The organism is Actinosynnema sp. NPDC050801, assembly GCF_040673975.1.
Lineage (GTDB): Bacteria > Actinomycetota > Actinomycetes > Mycobacteriales > Pseudonocardiaceae > Actinosynnema.
Map to the genome: position 1 here is coordinate 61,432 of NZ_JBFAQZ010000031.1, position 16,344 is coordinate 77,775.

Here is a 16,344-nt window from a genome sequence, read left to right on the forward strand (position 1 = left end):
CGCCTGTGACCGATCACGGTCCGTTCTCTGGGGGGCTTCGAACATGCTCGGTGGAGATTCAGCGCGCCCGTCGACCGCGGATGCGCGCCGTCCCGGGTGGTCGAGACGGACGTTGTCCCTGTCCCTCGCCGCGTTGGTGGCAGCGTCGTTGGCGGTGGGTCTCACCTCCGACGCGGTCCGGATCGGCACGCCGCCGATCGCGCAGCCGGAGAAGCTGACCCCGCGCGTGGAACTGGCCCTGCCGGCACCACCGCCGCCGGTGGCGGAACCCGTCGCGTCGGAGGTCGGTGACGCGTCGTGGCCGGGTGCGGGTCGGGCGTCGGTGTCGGCGGGTGCGGCCGCGCAGCGTGCGGGTGACCTGCCGGTGACGGTCGCCGCGGAGGGCGGCGGTGAGCAGCGGGTCGACGTCGAGGTGGCCGACCAGGACGTGGCGCGCAAGGCCGGTGTGACCGGTGTGGTCGTCGCCGTGACGCCCGCCGAGGAGACCGACGGTCGGCTGTCGGTGGGGGTGGACTACTCGGCGTTCCGCAACGCCGCCGGTGGTGGTTTCGGGCCCAGGTTGAAGCTCGATCGCCTCCCGGACTGCGCGCTGACCACGCCCGAGGTGCCGGAGTGCCAGGTCCTCACGCCGATGGCGTCGACGAACGACACCGCGAACAGGACCGTGCGGACCGATTTCGCCGCCGCGCCGGTGGTGCTCGCCGTGACCGCGGCGGGCGAGGGTCCTAACGGGACGTTCCAGGCGTCGTCGTTGTCGCCGTCGGGGATGTGGGCGGTGGCGGGCAACGCCGGTTCGTTCTCGTGGTCGTACCCGATCACGCTGCCGCCGGCGTCCTACGGCAGCACGGTCGCGCCGTCGGTGGCACTGTCCTACGGGTCATCCAGTGTGGACGGTCGGACGATGGCGACGAACAACCAGGGCTCGTGGGTCGGGCAGGGTTGGGACTACGCGCCGGGTTCGATCGAGCGCAGCTACCGCACGTGCGCCGCGGACAAGACGTTGCCGCAGGCGCAGCAGACCGGTGACCTGTGCTGGGCCGGGCAGGTCGTCACGATGGACCTGGGTGGTCAGGCGACCGAGTTGGTGTTCGAGCAGGCCACGAACACCTGGCGTGCGGCGCAGGACGGTGGTTCGCGGATCGAGTTGGTGCAGGGCGCGTCGAACGGTGTCGTGGACGGTGAGTACTGGAAGGTCACGAACACCGCGGGCGTGAGCTTCTACTTCGGCCGCAACCGGGGCCCGGGTTACACGAACCAGGAGCAGACGAACTCGGCGTGGACGGTGCCGGTGTACGGGCCGCGATCGGGTGACAAGTGCTACAACCCGAGCGGGTTCGGGTCGTCGTGGTGCATGCAGGCGTGGCGGTGGAACCTGGACTTCGTCGAGGACACGCACGGCAACGTGACGTCCTACTACTACGCGCCGGAGACGAACTACTACGGCGCCAACAAGCTGACCACCGGTGTGGCCTACACCCGCGGCGGGACGCTCAAGCGGATCGACTACGGCCTGCGCACGGTGGGCGGGTCGATCTACGGTGCGGTGGCGCCGAACCAGGTCGTGTTCGACGTGGTCGAGCGCTGCCAGCCCAGCTCGACGTTCGACTGCTCGACGGCGAAGTTCGACTCGGTCAACGCCAAGCAGTGGCCGGACGTGCCGCAGGACCAGGAGTGCAAGCAGGGCGCGGTGTGCAACAACCACTCGCCCTCGTACTGGTCGACCAAGCGGCTGTCCACCATCACCACCCAGTACAACCAGGGCTCCGGCGCGGTGAAGGTCGACGAGTACCGCCTGGCGCAGCAGTTCCCGCACACCGACGACTCGGTGAAGGACCTGCTGCTGGCGTCGATCACCCGCACCGGGCACAAGGGCACCACCGCGACGGCGTTGCCCGCGGTGACGTTCGCCTACCAGGACTACGACAACCGCGTGTTCGGCTACCGGGACATGCCGGCGATGGCGCACAAGCGCCTGACCCAGGTCAACACCGAGACCGGTTCGGTGATCTCGGTGACCTACAGCGGCAAGGACTGCTCGGCCACCAGCGTGCCCACCGACGTGGCGCACAACACCCGTCGGTGCTACCCGGTGTACTGGACGTTGCCGCGCAACGAGGACCCGACGCTGGACTACTTCCACAAGTACGTGGTGGACAAGGTCGAGGTGCAGGACCGCAACGCGGTGTCGCCGACGCAGGTGACCGCGTACAAGTACCTGGGCACGCCGGCGTGGCACTACGACGACTCCGAGCTCGTCCGGGCCGAGCACCGCAGCTACGGGCAGTTCCGCGGCTACGGGCAGGTGGAGACCCGCACCGGCAACACCGGGCACACCTTCGACGGGGTCGCCGACAAGCAGACCCTGGTGCGGACCAGCTACTTCCGGGGCATGGACGGCGACACCCTGCCGGCCAGCGGGCGTCGGCCGGCGTCGGTGACCAACTCGCTGGGCGAGTCCATGACCGACCACGCGAAGTTCGCCGACACCGCGTTCGAGGTGGAGTCGTTCAACGGCGACGGCGGCGCACGCCTGTCCACGAGCCTCACCGAACCGTCGGTCATCGGCACCACGGCGACCCGAGCCCGCACCGGGCTTCCCTCGTTGACCGCGGACATCGTGGGGGTGACGCGCAACCGGGAGATCACCCACTTGGCGGCGGGCGCCACCCGCACCGCCACCACGACCACCCGGTACGACGGCATCGGCAGGCCGACCAACCGGACCGAGTCCGGTGACGGCGTCCCGGACTTGTGCACCAGGACCACCTACGCCGACAGCACCACCACCTGGGTCCGCAACCGGGTCGCGGAGACCACCTCGTCGCAACAGGCGTGCCCGGCCGACGACGTGGCGCAGACGTCGATCCTCAACTCCACCCGCACGTACTACGACAAGCACACCGTTCTCGGACAGGTGACCCTCGGCGACGACACGCGCGTCGACGCCGCCACCGTCAACACCAACGACGTGCTGACCTACGCCACCACCGGCACCGCCACCTACGACGTGTCCGGGCGGACCACCGGCAAGACCAACGCGTTGCAGCGCACCACCTCGACCGCGTACACCCCGGTCGACGGCGGCGTGCTGACCAAGACCGTCACCACCAACGCCAAGAGCCAGACCAGCACCGTCGAGCTCGACCCGGCACGGGGCATGACCACCGCCACGACCGACCTCGGCGGCCGGCGGACCGACGCCGAGTACGACGCGCTGGGCCGGCTCACCGCGGTCTGGAAGCCGGGCCAGAGCAAGGCCGCCTCGCAGGGCGCGACCACCACCTACTCCTACCTGCTCCGCAACGACGGCCCGCTGGCGATCACCACCAAGACGCTCGTCGACTACGGCACGGGCACCAACTACCTGACCCAGGTCGACCTGTTCGACGCGTTCGGCCAGTCCCGCCAGACGCAGACCGACGCGATCGGCGGGGGAACGGTCGGCAAGGACGCGTTCTACGACTCGCACGGCCGGGTCCGGCACACCTACAACCGGTGGGCCACGACCGGGGCACCGGCGACGACCCTGGTCGGGTTGAGCAACGCCCAGGTCAACGACCGCACGGTCACCGACTTCGACGGCGCCGGCCGCCCGACCCTGGCCACCTCCTACAGCGGGGACACCCTGAAGTGGAAGACCAGGACCGTCCACGGCGGTGACCGGACGACGGTGTTCCCGCCGCACGGCGGCGTCACCAGGACCGTCGTCACCGACGTCCGCGGCCGCCAGACCCTGACCCACGACTACACCGCGCCGCCGACCATCACCGGCGACACCGTCACCGGCGGCACCTTCCAGACCTCCAGTCGCGAGTACACGGCGCTGGGCGAGCTGAAGAAGCTCACCGACCCGGTCGGCAACCAGTGGACGTTCAGCTACGACCTGCTGGGCCGCAAGACCGGCCAGACCGACCCCGACGCCGGCGCCACCGGCACCACCTACGACCTGGCCGGGCAGATCCTCACCACCACCGACGCCCGCAACCGGACGTTGGCCTTCACCTACGACGAACTCGGCCGCAAGACCGCCGAACACCTGGGCTCCACCACCGGCCGGAAGCTCGCCGAGTGGCGCTACGACGGCGCGCAGAACGGCGTCGGCCTGCCCTGGTACTCCACCCGCTACACCACCCACGGCGCCTACGACTCCGGCCCCAGCGTCTACAACGGCCAGGGACTCGTCAGCAAGACCGTGACCCGGATCCCCGTCGCCGAGACCGGGCTCAACGCCACCTACACCACCAGCTACGGCTACACGACCACCGGCCTGCAGACCTACGTGCAGCACGCCACCGCGGCCGGCGGCTTCCCCAACGGCGAGATCGTCTCCACGACGTACAACCGGTACGGCAAGCCGGTGACGACCATGGGCTACAACGCCTACGCCACCGAGTCCGCGTACACGCCGTTCGGCGAGGCTCGGCAGTTCACCCTCGGCCCGAGCAACAACTGGGCCCAGCTGACCTACGACTACGACCAGCACACCCGGCGCCTCACCCAGACCAACTTCAGCGCGCAGGCCGCGGACGCCCAGGTCGACGACACCCGCTACACCTACGACGCGGCGGGCAACGTCACCAAGACCGTCAACACCCAGGGCCTGGAAGGCCAGGCGCCGGTCCGCACCCAGTGCTTCTCCTACGACAGCCTGCGCCGGCTGGACAACGCCTGGACCGCCACCGACAACTGCGCCGCCAGCCCGTCCACCACCCCCGGCCACGCCAACATCGGCGGCCGCGTCCCGTACTGGACGTCGTGGTCCTTCAAGCCCGGCGGCCTGCGCGAGACCCAGACCCGGCACGCCCTGCCCGGCGCCACCGGCGACACCACCACCGAGTACGCCTACCCCGCCGGTGCCGTTCGGCCGCACAGCCTGACCAGCGCCACCACCAAGGGCCCGACCGGCCAGTCGCTCAACACCTACGAGTACAACGAGACCGGCAACACCATTCGCCGCGTCCTGCCCTCCGGCGAGCACAAGCTGGACTGGGACGAGGAGAACCGGCTCGACACCGTCACCTCGCCGACCGGCATCACCAAGTACGTCTACGACGCCGACGGCAACCAGCTCATCCGCCGCGACCCCGGCAAGACGACGCTGTTCCTGCCCGGTCAGGAACTCACCCGCGACAACACCACCGGCACCGTCGTGGGCACCCGCTACTACCTCCACAACGGCGTCAACATCGCGGTCCGCGTCGGCAACACCAACCCCACGTACCTGGTCTCCGACCTGCACAGCACCATGTCCGTCGCGGTCGAGTCCGTCGGCTTCGCCGTCAGCCGCCGCACCATGGACCCGTACGGCAACCAGCTCGACGCGGTCGAAGGCGTCCCGTGGCCCGACCGCCACGGGTTCCTGAACAAACCGGTCAGCGAGGCCACTGGCCTGACCGACATCGGCGCCCGCAAGTACGACCCCGCCACCGGCCGCTTCATCAGCGTCGACCCGATCCTCGACGTGGACAACGCCCAGCAGTGGACCGGCTACGTCTACGCCGACAACAACCCCACGACGTTCAGCGACCCCACCGGCCTCATCGCCAACTGCGGTCCCGACGGTGACGGCTGCAGCGCGCCCAACTACGACAACGTCGGTGCCGACCCGGACAACATGGAGAACCCGGACAACTGGGGCACCGTTGACCACGGTGGCGGCTTCAGCACCGCGTACAACTACGAAACCGAAGAGTATTACATCGGCAACTACTCGCTGAACAAGCACAGCGCCAAGTGGGCCGAGCCGCTGCGCCGGCAGATCATCAAACAGCTGAACGGCGACTACTACGGCAGCCGCGCGCTCTACGGCGAACTCGATGAAGCCACCATGCTCAGCCAGCTGGAAGTGGCGTGCTCCCGGCTCAAGGGCTGCGAGCGCGACGGCGTCTGGCACGACGTGATCGCCCACAACTACGGGGTATACGGCAGCCTCGGTGAAGGCATCCTCGGTTCGGTCGCCTCCTACCGGGCGCTGAAGAAGATGCCCGGCGGGACCAACTCCAGGTCCGGCTCCAGTTCCGGGTCCTCTCCGATGTGCGCCAACAGCTTCACCGGCGACACCCCGGTCCTGATGGCCGATGGTACGACCAAGCGCCTCGACCAGATCGAGGTCGGCGACAAGGTCGCCAACAGCGAGCCCGAGAGCAGCGACACCGAGCAGCACGAGGTCATGGCGGTCATCGTCACCGACGCCGACAAGGACTACGTCGATCTGACGGTCTCCAACCCGGATGGCACCGGGACGATCCGTGCGACCGCGCACCACTTGATGTACAACGCCACGACCCAGGAGTGGACGAACGCTGCCGAGCTCAAGATCGGCGACGAGCTCAACACGCCTGGTAATGGGCGTGCCGTGGTCCGGGAGGCGCGCCACTTCACATCGACGCTGCGCACGTACAACCTCTCCGTCAACACGGTCCACACGTACTACGTCATCGCGGGCGGTACACCGGTACTGGTCCACAATGACGGCGGCTACACCGGCCCGCCACCCAGCCTGCCCGGGTTCCCCAACGCCAAGCGGGTGAAGTCCAAGACCTCGGTGAAGGGCGGCGGTGGATTGCGGGCACGCTGGGAGGACAGGAACGCCATCTACGAGTGGGACTCCCAGCACGGTGAGGTCGAGATGTACAACAGGAGGGGGCGGCACCTCGGCGCCTTCGATCCACAGACCGGTAAACCGATCACCGACAGCAAGGGCAACGTCAAGGGGCCTGTTCCGGGACGGAAGTGTCAGCGATGAGCTGGGTACTGCTCGCGTTCGAGAAGGAGGGCGATGCCTTCGTGGCGGAGATATCGCTTCCCGAGTCGATCGATCATGCCGCGGTCAAGTCGCTGGTCGGGGACTACCCGAACCTGCGTGGGGATTCGTTCCCGGTGACCGGCGCGAGTCTCGACCGGTTGGCCGATGTCCTCAAAGGTGAGGTGCGGCCGGGTGACTACGACTACTTCATAGAGTTTCGGGAGTAGTGCCGGCGCAGATCGGCGCTGTGCTCCAGGAAGCAGCACGACGATCGACCTCGATCCGGCGTGGTTGGCATGGCCGGATCGAGGTCGATCGCGACCCGGACGTCCGGCGGGGATTTGCCCCGATGTTCTCGCCGGCGTCCGGTGGCATCCGGTGGTCTCGACGAAGCAGCGAGCCGGGAGGCGCGACGTCGGGTCACAGGCGGGGTGCGCCGAGCTTCCAGTAGCCGCTGAACGTGACCGACCGGCGGTCCACGCCGCGGTCCTTCACCAGGTGGCGGCGGATGTCGGTGGCCAGGGTCGACTCGCCGCACACCCAGGCGTAGTCCGGCGCGGGGGAGGGGTTCTCGGTCAGGGCGCGGAGGATGTGGGAGCCCGGGGTGTCCCCACCCCGGTACAGCCAGGTGACGGGGGCGTCGACGTCCGGGCGGTAGCTCTCGTCCGGCAGCTCGGCGAAGATTCGCGTGTCCGCGGGGACGCCCGACTCCAGGATCGCGCACAGGGCGGGCAACGCGGTCTCGTCCGCGGCCAGCAGGATCGTGCCCGCCGAGGGCGCGCGGTAGCCCGAGTTGCCCGCGCGGAAGCCCGCGGACTGTCCCGGCGCGGCACGGGTGGCCCAGCGGGTGCCGGGGCCCGCGTCGCCGTGCAGCACGAAGTCCACGTCGATCTCGCCGAGCTCCGGCCGGTGCGCCCGCACCGTGTACCACCGCAGGTCCGGCTGGTCCTCGGCCGGGAGGGCGCGGATCGCGGTGCGGACGTTCACGCGGTCCGCGCTGGGCATCGTCAACGGCCTGCCGGGCGGCGGCATGAGCAGGCCGAAGCACTCGTCCGGACCGGTGACCCGGAAGTCGGCGAACTCGTCCGCCCGGAACGTCACCCGCCGCACGTGCGCCGAGACGTCCGCCACCGCGCCCACCACCATCACGAACTGGTCGAACACGTCGCGCTGGTTGGCGGGCGCGGTGATCAGGCTCGCGGCCTTCGTGAGCACCTTCAGCTGCAGCTGGTCCAACGTCGAGTACCGGGGCATGCAGGTTAGGCTAACCTAACGACTACTCCACGGTCACGCTCTTGGCCAGGTTGCGCGGCCGGTCGACGTCGCGGCCCAGCGCGTGCGCGAGGTGGTAGGCGAACAGCTGCAACGGCACCGACAAGGTGATCGGGGCCAACGCGTCGTGCGCCTTCGGCACCCGGATGACGTCCGTGGCGAGACCCGCGGGCAGGTCGGCGTCGGTGACCGCGATGACCGGGCCGCCACGCGCCTTGATCTCCTCGATGGTGGCTGTGTTCTTGGCCAGCAGCTCGTCGTCGGGCACCAGTACCACGGTCGGCATCTCGGGGTTGATCAGCGCCAACGGCCCGTGCTTCAGCTCGGAAGCCTGGTAGGCCTCGGCGTGCACGTACGAGATCTCCTTGAGCTTCTGCGCGCCCTCCCGCGCCGCCGGCCAACCCCGCACCCGGCCGACGAAGAACATGTGCCGCGCGTCGGCGTACTTGCGGGCGATCGCCGCGATGTCGTCCTCGGCGGCGAGGACCTGGGCGATCTGGTGCGGCAGCTGCGACAGCCCGGTGACGAGCCGTCGGCCCTCGGTGATGGACAGGTCGCGCACCCGGCCCAGGTCGAGCGCCAGCATCGCCAGCGCGACGGCCATCGTGGTGAACGACTTCGTCGCCGCCACCGACACCTCCGGACCGGCGTGCAGGAAGATCCCGTGGCCGCACTCGCGGGCGATGGTGCTGCCGACCGCGTTGACCACGCCGATGACGTGACCGCCCTTGCGCTTGAGCTCCTGCACGGCGGCGAGCGTGTCCAGCGTTTCACCCGACTGGCTGATCGCGACGTACAGCGTGTCCGGGTCGACCACGGGGTTGCGGTAGCGGAACTCCGAGGCCGGCTCGGCGTCGGCCGGGATGCGGGCCAGCTCCTCGATCAGCTGCGCGCCCAACTGGCCCGCGTAGTAGGCCGAACCGCAGCCGAGCAGCTTGACCCGGCGGATGCGCTGGTAGTCCTGCGGGGTGAGGCCGACGCCGTCCAGCCGCGCCGAGGAGAACCGGTGGTCCAGCCGTCCGCGCAGGCACCGGTCCACCGCGTCAGGCTGCTCCCGCATCTCCTTGTACATGAAGTCCGGGTGCTCGCCCAGCTCGTACTCGGCGCTCGCGACGTCGATCGCCGTGGGTGAGCGGGTGGTGCTGGTGGCACGGGCGTCCATGGTGGACGTGCGGTAGCCGTCGGCGGTGACCGTGGCGATCTCGTCGTCGTCCAGGTAGATCACCTGCTGGGTGAAGCGGACCAGCGCGGTGACGTCGGAGGCGATCAGCATCTCCTGCTCGCCGACGCCGAGCACGACCGGGCTGCCCCGGCGCGCGGCGACCAGCTGGCCCGGCCGGTCGGCGTCCATCACGACCACCCCGTAGGTGCCTTCCACCTGCGCCAGCGCTTCGCGCACGGCGTCTTCGAGGGTCGCTGCGGTGCTGCGGGCGACGAGGTGGGCGAGGACTTCGCTGTCGGTGTCGGAGGCCAGCGCGATGCCGTCGGCGACGAGGCGGGCGCGCAGCCGGTCGGAGTTCTCGAAGACGCCGTTGTGCACGATCGCGATGCGTGCGGCGGCGTCCACGTGCGGGTGGGCGTTGCGGTCGGTCGGCTCGCCGTGGGTGGCCCACCGGGTGTGCGCGATGCCCGACGCGCCCGCGGTGCCCTCGGGGACGACCTTGCGCAGGTCGCCGACGCGCCCGGCGGTCTTGACGACCCGCAACTCGCCGCCGTCGGCGACCGCGATGCCCGCCGAGTCGTAGCCCCGGTACTCAAGCCGGTGCAAGCCCTCCAGCAGCACGGGGACGGCGTCCCTCGGACCGACGTAACCGACGATTCCGCACATGATCGGGTGTTCTCCTCTAGCCGTAGACCCAGCCGTAGACCTAGCCGTAGACGATCCGGCGCAGCTGGCGTTCGGACAGCGGCGGCGCGGCCACCGGCCGCACGTCCAGCTCCTCCCGCAGCAGCGCCCAGATCCTCGCGTTGCCCACCCCGTCGCGCCGCAGCTCGGCGTGCCGGCGCAGCACGTACTCCTCCGCCGTCTCGACGAAGTAGCCCATGACGTCGGACGCCACTCGCCGCGCGAGCGCGGGAGGCAGCCCGGTAGTCCTGGTCACGTGCCGGACCAACTCGTCCGGCACCTCGTCGCCCACGGGCTCCAGCATGGCCACAGCCAACCACCGGACCAAATGTCGTGCCCGGATTCGGGCACGGTCGACTGCCGCCGACGTGGGGGCCGACGGTCGCCGAACGCTGTTAGCGTTAACAGCTTTAGTGCATTTCGGTAGGCATGAGCCGTAACCGGACCGTTGACAACGCGTCAACCCGGCTGCTACCTATACGCCACACCGAGGTTGGACGATGACGTGCCTCACAGGGCAGATTGTTAACGATAACATTTGTCCAACCGTCGGTGGGAACCGCGTGCGACCCCAACGGAGAGGTTGTCGACCATGCGATACCCAGCCGCGCCGTGCACCGGACCACGCCCGCGTCGGCCGGTTCGACGCTGACCGGCACCGCACCGCCGTACCGGGAACGCGGAACCAGGCGCAGGCCTGCCTCACCGATCGGCACGGGCGTCTGTCGACGATCGGTTCATCCTGACGAGCACAAAGGTGTGCCCGCGGCTGTTCGTGGCAGCGGCGGCAGCCGATCCAGGGAGCATCCATGTCATCCTCACCCTTGAACCGTCGCAGGCTGCTGCAGGCAGCCGGGGTCGCCGCCCTCTCGACCGCCGCGCCGGCCCTGGTCCCCTCGGTGGCCCCGGTCGCCGGGGCCGTGGTGGTGCCGCCGATCCGAGGCGACATCGGCGTCTCGGCGTTCCCGTTCGAACTCGAACAGGTCCGCCTCACCCAGGGTCGCTGGCTGGACAACCAGAACCGCACGCTGTCCTACCTGAAGTTCATCGATGTCGACCGGCTGCTGTACAACTTCCGCGCGAACCACCGCCTGTCCACGCAGGGTGCGGCGGCGCTGGGCGGCTGGGAGGCGCCGGACTTCCCGTTCCGCACCCACAGCCAGGGGCACTTCCTGAGTGCGTGGGCGCAGGCGTGGGCGGTGCTGCGCGACACGACGTGCCGTGACCGGGCGAACTACGTGGTCGCGGAGTTGGCCAAGTGCCAGGCGAACAACGCGGCGGCGGGGTTCAACACCGGTTACCTGTCGGGTTTCCCGGAGTCGGACTTCGACGCGATGGAGGCGGGTTCGCCCAAGTCGGTGTCGTACTACTCGCTGCACAAGACGTTGGCGGGCCTGCTGGACGTCTGGCGGTACTTGGGCAGCACCCAGGCGCGTGACGTGCTGCTGCGGTTCGCGGGCTGGGTGGACTGGCGGACGTCGCGGTTGTCCTACAGCCAGATGCAGCGGGTGCTGGGCACGGAGTTCGGCGGCATGAACGCCGTGCTCGCCGACCTCTACCAGCAGACCGGGGACTCCCGCTGGCTGGTGGCGGCGCAGCGGTTCGACCACGCCGCCGTGTTCGACCCGCTGGCGGCCAACCAGGACCGGTTCGACGGTCTGCACGCCAACACGCAGGTGCCGAAGTGGATCGGCGCGGCCCGCGAGTACAAGGCGACCGGCACCACGCGCTACCGCGACATCGCGTCCAACGCCTGGAACATCACGGTGGGGGCGCACACCTACGTGATCGGTGGCAACAGCCAGGCCGAGCACTTCCGCGCGCCCAACGCCATCGCCGCCTACCTCAACACCGACACGGCCGAGGCGTGCAACACCTACAACATGCTCAAGCTGACCCGCGAGCTGTGGCTGCTGGACCCCAACCGCGCCTCCTACTTCGACTTCTACGAACGCGCCCTGCTCAACCACCTGATCGGGCAGCAGAACCCCGCCGACCCGCACGGGCACATCTGCTACTTCACCGGTCTCAACCCCGGGCACCGCCGCGGCAACACCGGACCGGCGTGGGGCGGCGGCAACTGGAGCACCGACTACGGCACGTTCTGGTGCTGCCAGGGCACCGCCCTGGAGGTCAACACCTCTCTGGCCGGCTCGGTCTTCTTCCGCAGCGGTACCACGTTGACGGTGAACCTCTACACCCCGTCGGTGCTGAACTGGTCGGAACGCGGCATCACCGTCACCCAGACCACGACCTACCCGGTGTCGGACACCACGACCCTGACCGTGACCGGCAACGCGGGCGGGTCGTGGACCATGCGCCTGCGCATCCCCGCCTGGACGAGCGGTGCGACGATCAGCGTCAACGGGGTCGCCCAGAACGTCGCCACGACGCCGGGCAGCTACGCGAGCGTCACCCGGTCGTGGACCTCGGGCGACGTGGTGACGCTGCGCCTGCCCATGCGGGTGATCATGGTGGCCGCGAACGACAACCCGGGCGTCGCCGCCATCACCTACGGCCCGGTCGTCCTGGCGGGCAACTACGGCAACACCACGCTGTCCGGGCTCCCGTCGCTCAACGTCAACTCCGTCACCCGGACGAACACCTCGGCGTTGGCGTTCACCGCGACCGCCAACGGCGCGACGGTCAACCTCGGCCCGTTCCACGACGCCCACGGCTTCAACTACACCGTCTACTGGAACACCGGCGGTGGCACCGACGCGGGTTACCGGCTGGTCAACGCCGCCAGCGGCATGGTGCTCGGCATCAGGGACATGTCCACCGCGGACGGCGGATCCGCCCTGCAGTGGGGCGACACGGGGACGCCGGACCACAACTGGCAACTGGTCCCCGACGGCACCGCGGTCCGGCTGCGCAACCTCAACAGCAACAAGGTGCTGGGCGTGGAGAACATGTCCACCGCCGACAACGCCCGCGTGCTGCAATGGGCCGACAACGGCACCGCCGACCACCGCTGGACGATCGTCGACAACGGCGACGGCACCCACCGGATCCGCAACGCCAACAGCGCCAAGGTGCTGGGCATCCTCAACGGTTCCACCGCGCAGGGCGCCCAGGCCGTCCAGGATCCGGACAACGGCACCGCGGACAACAACTGGCGGTTCGTGCCGACCGGGGCGCACCGCATCCAGAACCTGGTCAGCGGCCTCGTCCTGGGCGTGCTGGACATGTCGACGGCGGACGGCGGACCGGTGATCCAGTGGGGCGACAGCGGCACCGCGGACCACCTGTGGACCGCCGTGCTCGACCCCGACGGCTACTTCCGCCTGCGCAACGGCAACAGCGGCAAGGTCCTCGGTGTCGAAGGCGCGGCGACCGGCAACGGCGCCCGCGTCGTGCAGTGGGCGGACAACGGCACCTCCGACCACAAGTGGCGGCTGCGTTACGGCGCGAACGGCTACTTCCGCATCCAGTGCGCCAACGGCGGCCGGGTGCTCGCCGTCAACGGCGGCTCCACCTCGCAGGGCGCGCAGGTGGTCATCTGGGACGACAACGGCACCAACGACCACCTCTGGCGTTTCATCTGACCGCAGCACCACCCTGCACGGTCACGGCACCGCAACTACGCTGGGAGGATGTTCGGGCTCGAAGTGATCGGCGCTGAAGGACCGGGCAGTGCTCCGGTCCTTCAGATCGTCGGTCATGGCGCCGATCTGCGGTCCGGCGTTCCTCATGTGCTCGACAACCGTCTCGTCGACGTTCTGGATGTCGGCCACCGGCTCTGGGGCGGCAGCGGACTCGACCGGTCCTTGCTTGAGCGCGTGGTCCGGGAAGGACTCGACTCGGACCTGGTGCTGGGGGCCACCCCTGAGACGACGAGTCCTATCGGGAAGGTCGACCGCGCCTCGTTCGGTAGGTGGAGTGCGGATCAAGCGTTGTGGGCCGCACTCGCCGGGGAAGTCGATTCGTCGACGCGGTCCGCGTACGGGAATGACGCAGAGTTCCGAGTGGTCGACCCCGGGGTCTCCACCGCTTCGGCCATCATCGTGATGCGTTCGGGAGGTGAGGCGATCGGCGCTGTGGCGTTCGGTTCCGACTCGTTCGTCGTCGTCGTCCCTCCAGGCGCGACGTCGGTCGAGGTCACGTACTCCGTCGAGCTCGCGTCACAACGGGTGGAAGTGGACGGGATATCGGCGGCCCTGCGGCGGGAGGTCAAGGGGGAGCCAGTCGAGCAGAGCCTGCTTTGGCGGCTGTACGCCGGCTACAACACCGCCGTCGTGGACGGGATCAGCACGACGGGTTCAGGGCGGCATCCCATCCACCTCAGGGCGGTGCGGGGTGGGGCGGTGCTCGTCGGTCGAATGGTCCACTGGGTGGGCAAGGTCGTCAACCGCGATTCCGGTGACCCGACGGCCAAGAAACGTCGGATTCGATTCGAGCACCACCCCGAGTACCGGGATGCGGCGAACAGCTGCCCTGACGTCCGGCAGTCCGACCCGCAGCCCGGGGCTGTGGTGATCGCCGTACATGGAACGATGGCGTGCGCGGTCCCGCTCGCGGCCGACCTGCGGGCAGTGGCCGATCCGCGCCTCCCGGTGCTGCGATTCGAGCACGACACGTGGTTGCCCGTGCACCACAACGTCAACGAGTTGGTCCGGGAGATAACGCGCCTCGGTACTCGGCGACTCCTGCTGGTGGCGCACTCGCGCGGTGGTCTCGTCGCGCGGCACGTCGCTGACGTCCTGACCAGCGAGACCGACGTCGACGTTCGGGTAGTGGCCCTTGGCACGCCGTTCCTCGGCACGCCGGTGGTCGAAGCGGTCCGTGTCGGACAGCTCGGGGTGAAGGTACTGCTGGGTGCGCTTCGTGTTGTCGGTGGCCCCGTGATCGATGTGGGTACGCGCCTCGCCGGGTTCGTCCTGAAAACCGAAACTCCCAGGGGTCTCGAGGCGATGCTGCCCGATTCGGCCTACCTCAGCGGGTTCCTCCACCGCAAACCGGTCAACACGGTGACCGTCAGCGGGTACACGGACCAGAACGGACTGCTCGACAGCTACGGCCTGTACCTCGCCTCGGGTTTTTCCGAGGCCATCTTCGCCAAAGCCCCGAACGACCTGGTCGTGTCAGCTGAATCGGCAGCGGGAAGGCTCGACGACGCGATCCCGGTGCAGTGCGACCACTTCTCGTACCTGCTCGATCCGAGGGTCCGGAACGTGATCGCCGCCGAGCTGAGGAAGTTCGGCCCGCCGGAACCCCCCGACGACTCCGTCCTCACCTGGTAACCCCGGCGGAGCGCGGGCCTGAGCGGGTTCAGTCCGGCGGGGCGACCGTGATGACGACCTTGGCCCGGGCGTGCTCCAGTTCGAGGTACCGGATCGCCTGTGGCGCCTCGGCCAACGGGTAGGTCCGGTCGATCACCGGAACGAGCGCGCCCGACTCGGCCAGCCCTGCCAGCGTCGCCAGGTTCTCCCGGCTCGTCGTCGTGGTCAGCTGGACCAGGCGCTGGCGGACGAAGCGGGACAGCAGCCCGGCCTTGACGCTCAGACCCATCGGCCCGACGAGGCTGCCGCCGTCCGACACACCGCCACCGCTGAGCACCAAGGTCCCCTCGGGCGTCAGAGCGCGGCGGAGGTCGGCCAACGAGCGGTTCGCCACGAGGTCGAAGACGACGTCGTAGCGGTGCCCCTGCCCGGCGAAGTCCTCCTTCGTGTAATCCACGACGTGGTCCGCGCCGATCGACCGGAGCAGGTCGACGTTCCTAGTGCTGCACACCGCGGTCACCTCGGCGCCGAACGACTTGGCGATCTGCACGGCGAACGTGCCCACGCCGCCCGAGGCGCCGTTGACCAGCATTCGCTGTCCCGGGCGAGCCCGGGCCAGGTCGCGCACGCCGACGAGGGCGGTGTTGCCCGCCACCGGCATCGCCGCCGCCTGCTCGAACGTCAGGCCCGCCGGCTTGCGCTCCACCAGGTCCTCCGGCGGGCACGCGTACTCGGCGAACGCACCGTCGGCGAAGCCGAGGTCGCCGAACACCTCGTCACCGGCCCCGAACCGGGTCACGCCCCTGCCGACCGCCTCGACACGACCGGCGAAGTCACGGCCGCGGACCCGCCGCTTGGGACCGGACCAGCCGAACGCCGCCGGCATCACCAGCCGCGCCGCGCGCGGGTCGCCGCGCATGATGTGCCAGTCGGCCGCGTTGACCGAAGCCGCGTGCACCCGCACCAGCACCTCGTTGTCGGCCGGCGTCGGCTTGTCCACCTCCTCCAGCCGTAAGAGCTCGGACGAGCCGTAGCGGTCCTGGACGATCGCCTTCATCGGGGCCTCCGTGACGTGCGGGCTGAGCGGCCGGCCTGCCGGGAGCGTCGGCGCTGGCGGCGACGGTAGAGCAGCGACTGCCGTGCGGACATCAGGGACGATCCCTAAGCTTGCCGTTTAAGGTCCCGGACGGGTGACGCACACCCCGGTTGATCATGGAAGCAGCCCTTGGTTGATCATCGCTCTTGCGACAGAAGGATGA

General features: G+C 69.4%; 8 protein-coding genes. 4 read left to right on the top strand and 4 right to left on the bottom strand.

Annotation, left to right across the window (positions count from 1 at the left end; all coding sequences use genetic code 11):
* Positions 1 to 112: 112 nt before the first annotated feature.
* Positions 113 to 6,745: a colicin E3/pyocin S6 family cytotoxin gene (locus AB0K14_RS37440; protein ID WP_360459948.1), complete on the top strand. Its 6,633-nt coding sequence runs from the start codon at positions 113 to 115 to the stop codon at positions 6,743 to 6,745.
* Positions 6,742 to 6,972 carry a hypothetical protein gene (locus AB0K14_RS37445; protein WP_360459946.1) on the top strand — a complete coding sequence of 77 codons (231 nt, stop codon included), beginning with the start codon at positions 6,742 to 6,744 and terminating at the stop codon, positions 6,970 to 6,972. The genes AB0K14_RS37440 and AB0K14_RS37445 overlap by 4 nt, the downstream gene beginning before the upstream one ends.
* Positions 6,973 to 7,165: 193 nt before the next feature.
* Here AB0K14_RS37445 and AB0K14_RS37450 read toward each other — a convergent pair whose 3' ends face one another.
* Genes AB0K14_RS37450 through AB0K14_RS37460 form a run of 3 tightly spaced genes read right to left on the bottom strand, consistent with a single transcriptional unit; the run spans position 7,166 to position 10,143 of the window.
* On the bottom strand, positions 7,166 to 7,999 hold the full coding sequence (locus tag AB0K14_RS37450) for a siderophore-interacting protein (protein WP_360459944.1): 834 nt from the start codon (positions 7,997 to 7,999) through the stop codon (positions 7,166 to 7,168).
* Between the two features lie 22 nt (positions 8,000 to 8,021).
* The gene (glmS, locus tag AB0K14_RS37455) at positions 8,022 to 9,845 is read right to left on the bottom strand and encodes a glutamine--fructose-6-phosphate transaminase (isomerizing) (RefSeq protein ID WP_360459942.1); all 1,824 of its coding nucleotides are present in this window, start codon (positions 9,843 to 9,845) and stop codon (positions 8,022 to 8,024) included.
* Positions 9,846 to 9,885: 40 nt separating this feature from the next.
* A complete protein-coding gene (locus AB0K14_RS37460; RefSeq protein WP_360460033.1) occupies positions 9,886 to 10,143 on the bottom strand; it encodes a hypothetical protein in 258 nt (85 codons plus the stop codon).
* Between the two features lie 529 nt (positions 10,144 to 10,672).
* On the opposite strand from AB0K14_RS37460, the gene AB0K14_RS37465 reads away from it, so the two are divergent.
* Positions 10,673 to 13,411 carry a beta-L-arabinofuranosidase domain-containing protein gene (locus AB0K14_RS37465; protein ID WP_364340212.1) on the top strand — a complete coding sequence of 913 codons (2,739 nt, stop codon included), beginning with the start codon at positions 10,673 to 10,675 and terminating at the stop codon, positions 13,409 to 13,411.
* A gap of 48 nt (positions 13,412 to 13,459) precedes the next feature.
* A complete protein-coding gene (locus AB0K14_RS37470; protein WP_360466701.1) occupies positions 13,460 to 15,106 on the top strand; it encodes a hypothetical protein in 1,647 nt (548 codons plus the stop codon).
* Between the two features lie 28 nt (positions 15,107 to 15,134).
* On the opposite strand, the gene AB0K14_RS37475 is transcribed toward AB0K14_RS37470, so the two are convergent.
* On the bottom strand, positions 15,135 to 16,142 hold the full coding sequence (locus tag AB0K14_RS37475) for an NAD(P)-dependent alcohol dehydrogenase (RefSeq protein WP_360466698.1): 1,008 nt from the start codon (positions 16,140 to 16,142) through the stop codon (positions 15,135 to 15,137).
* Between the last annotated feature and the right edge of the window lie 202 nt (positions 16,143 to 16,344).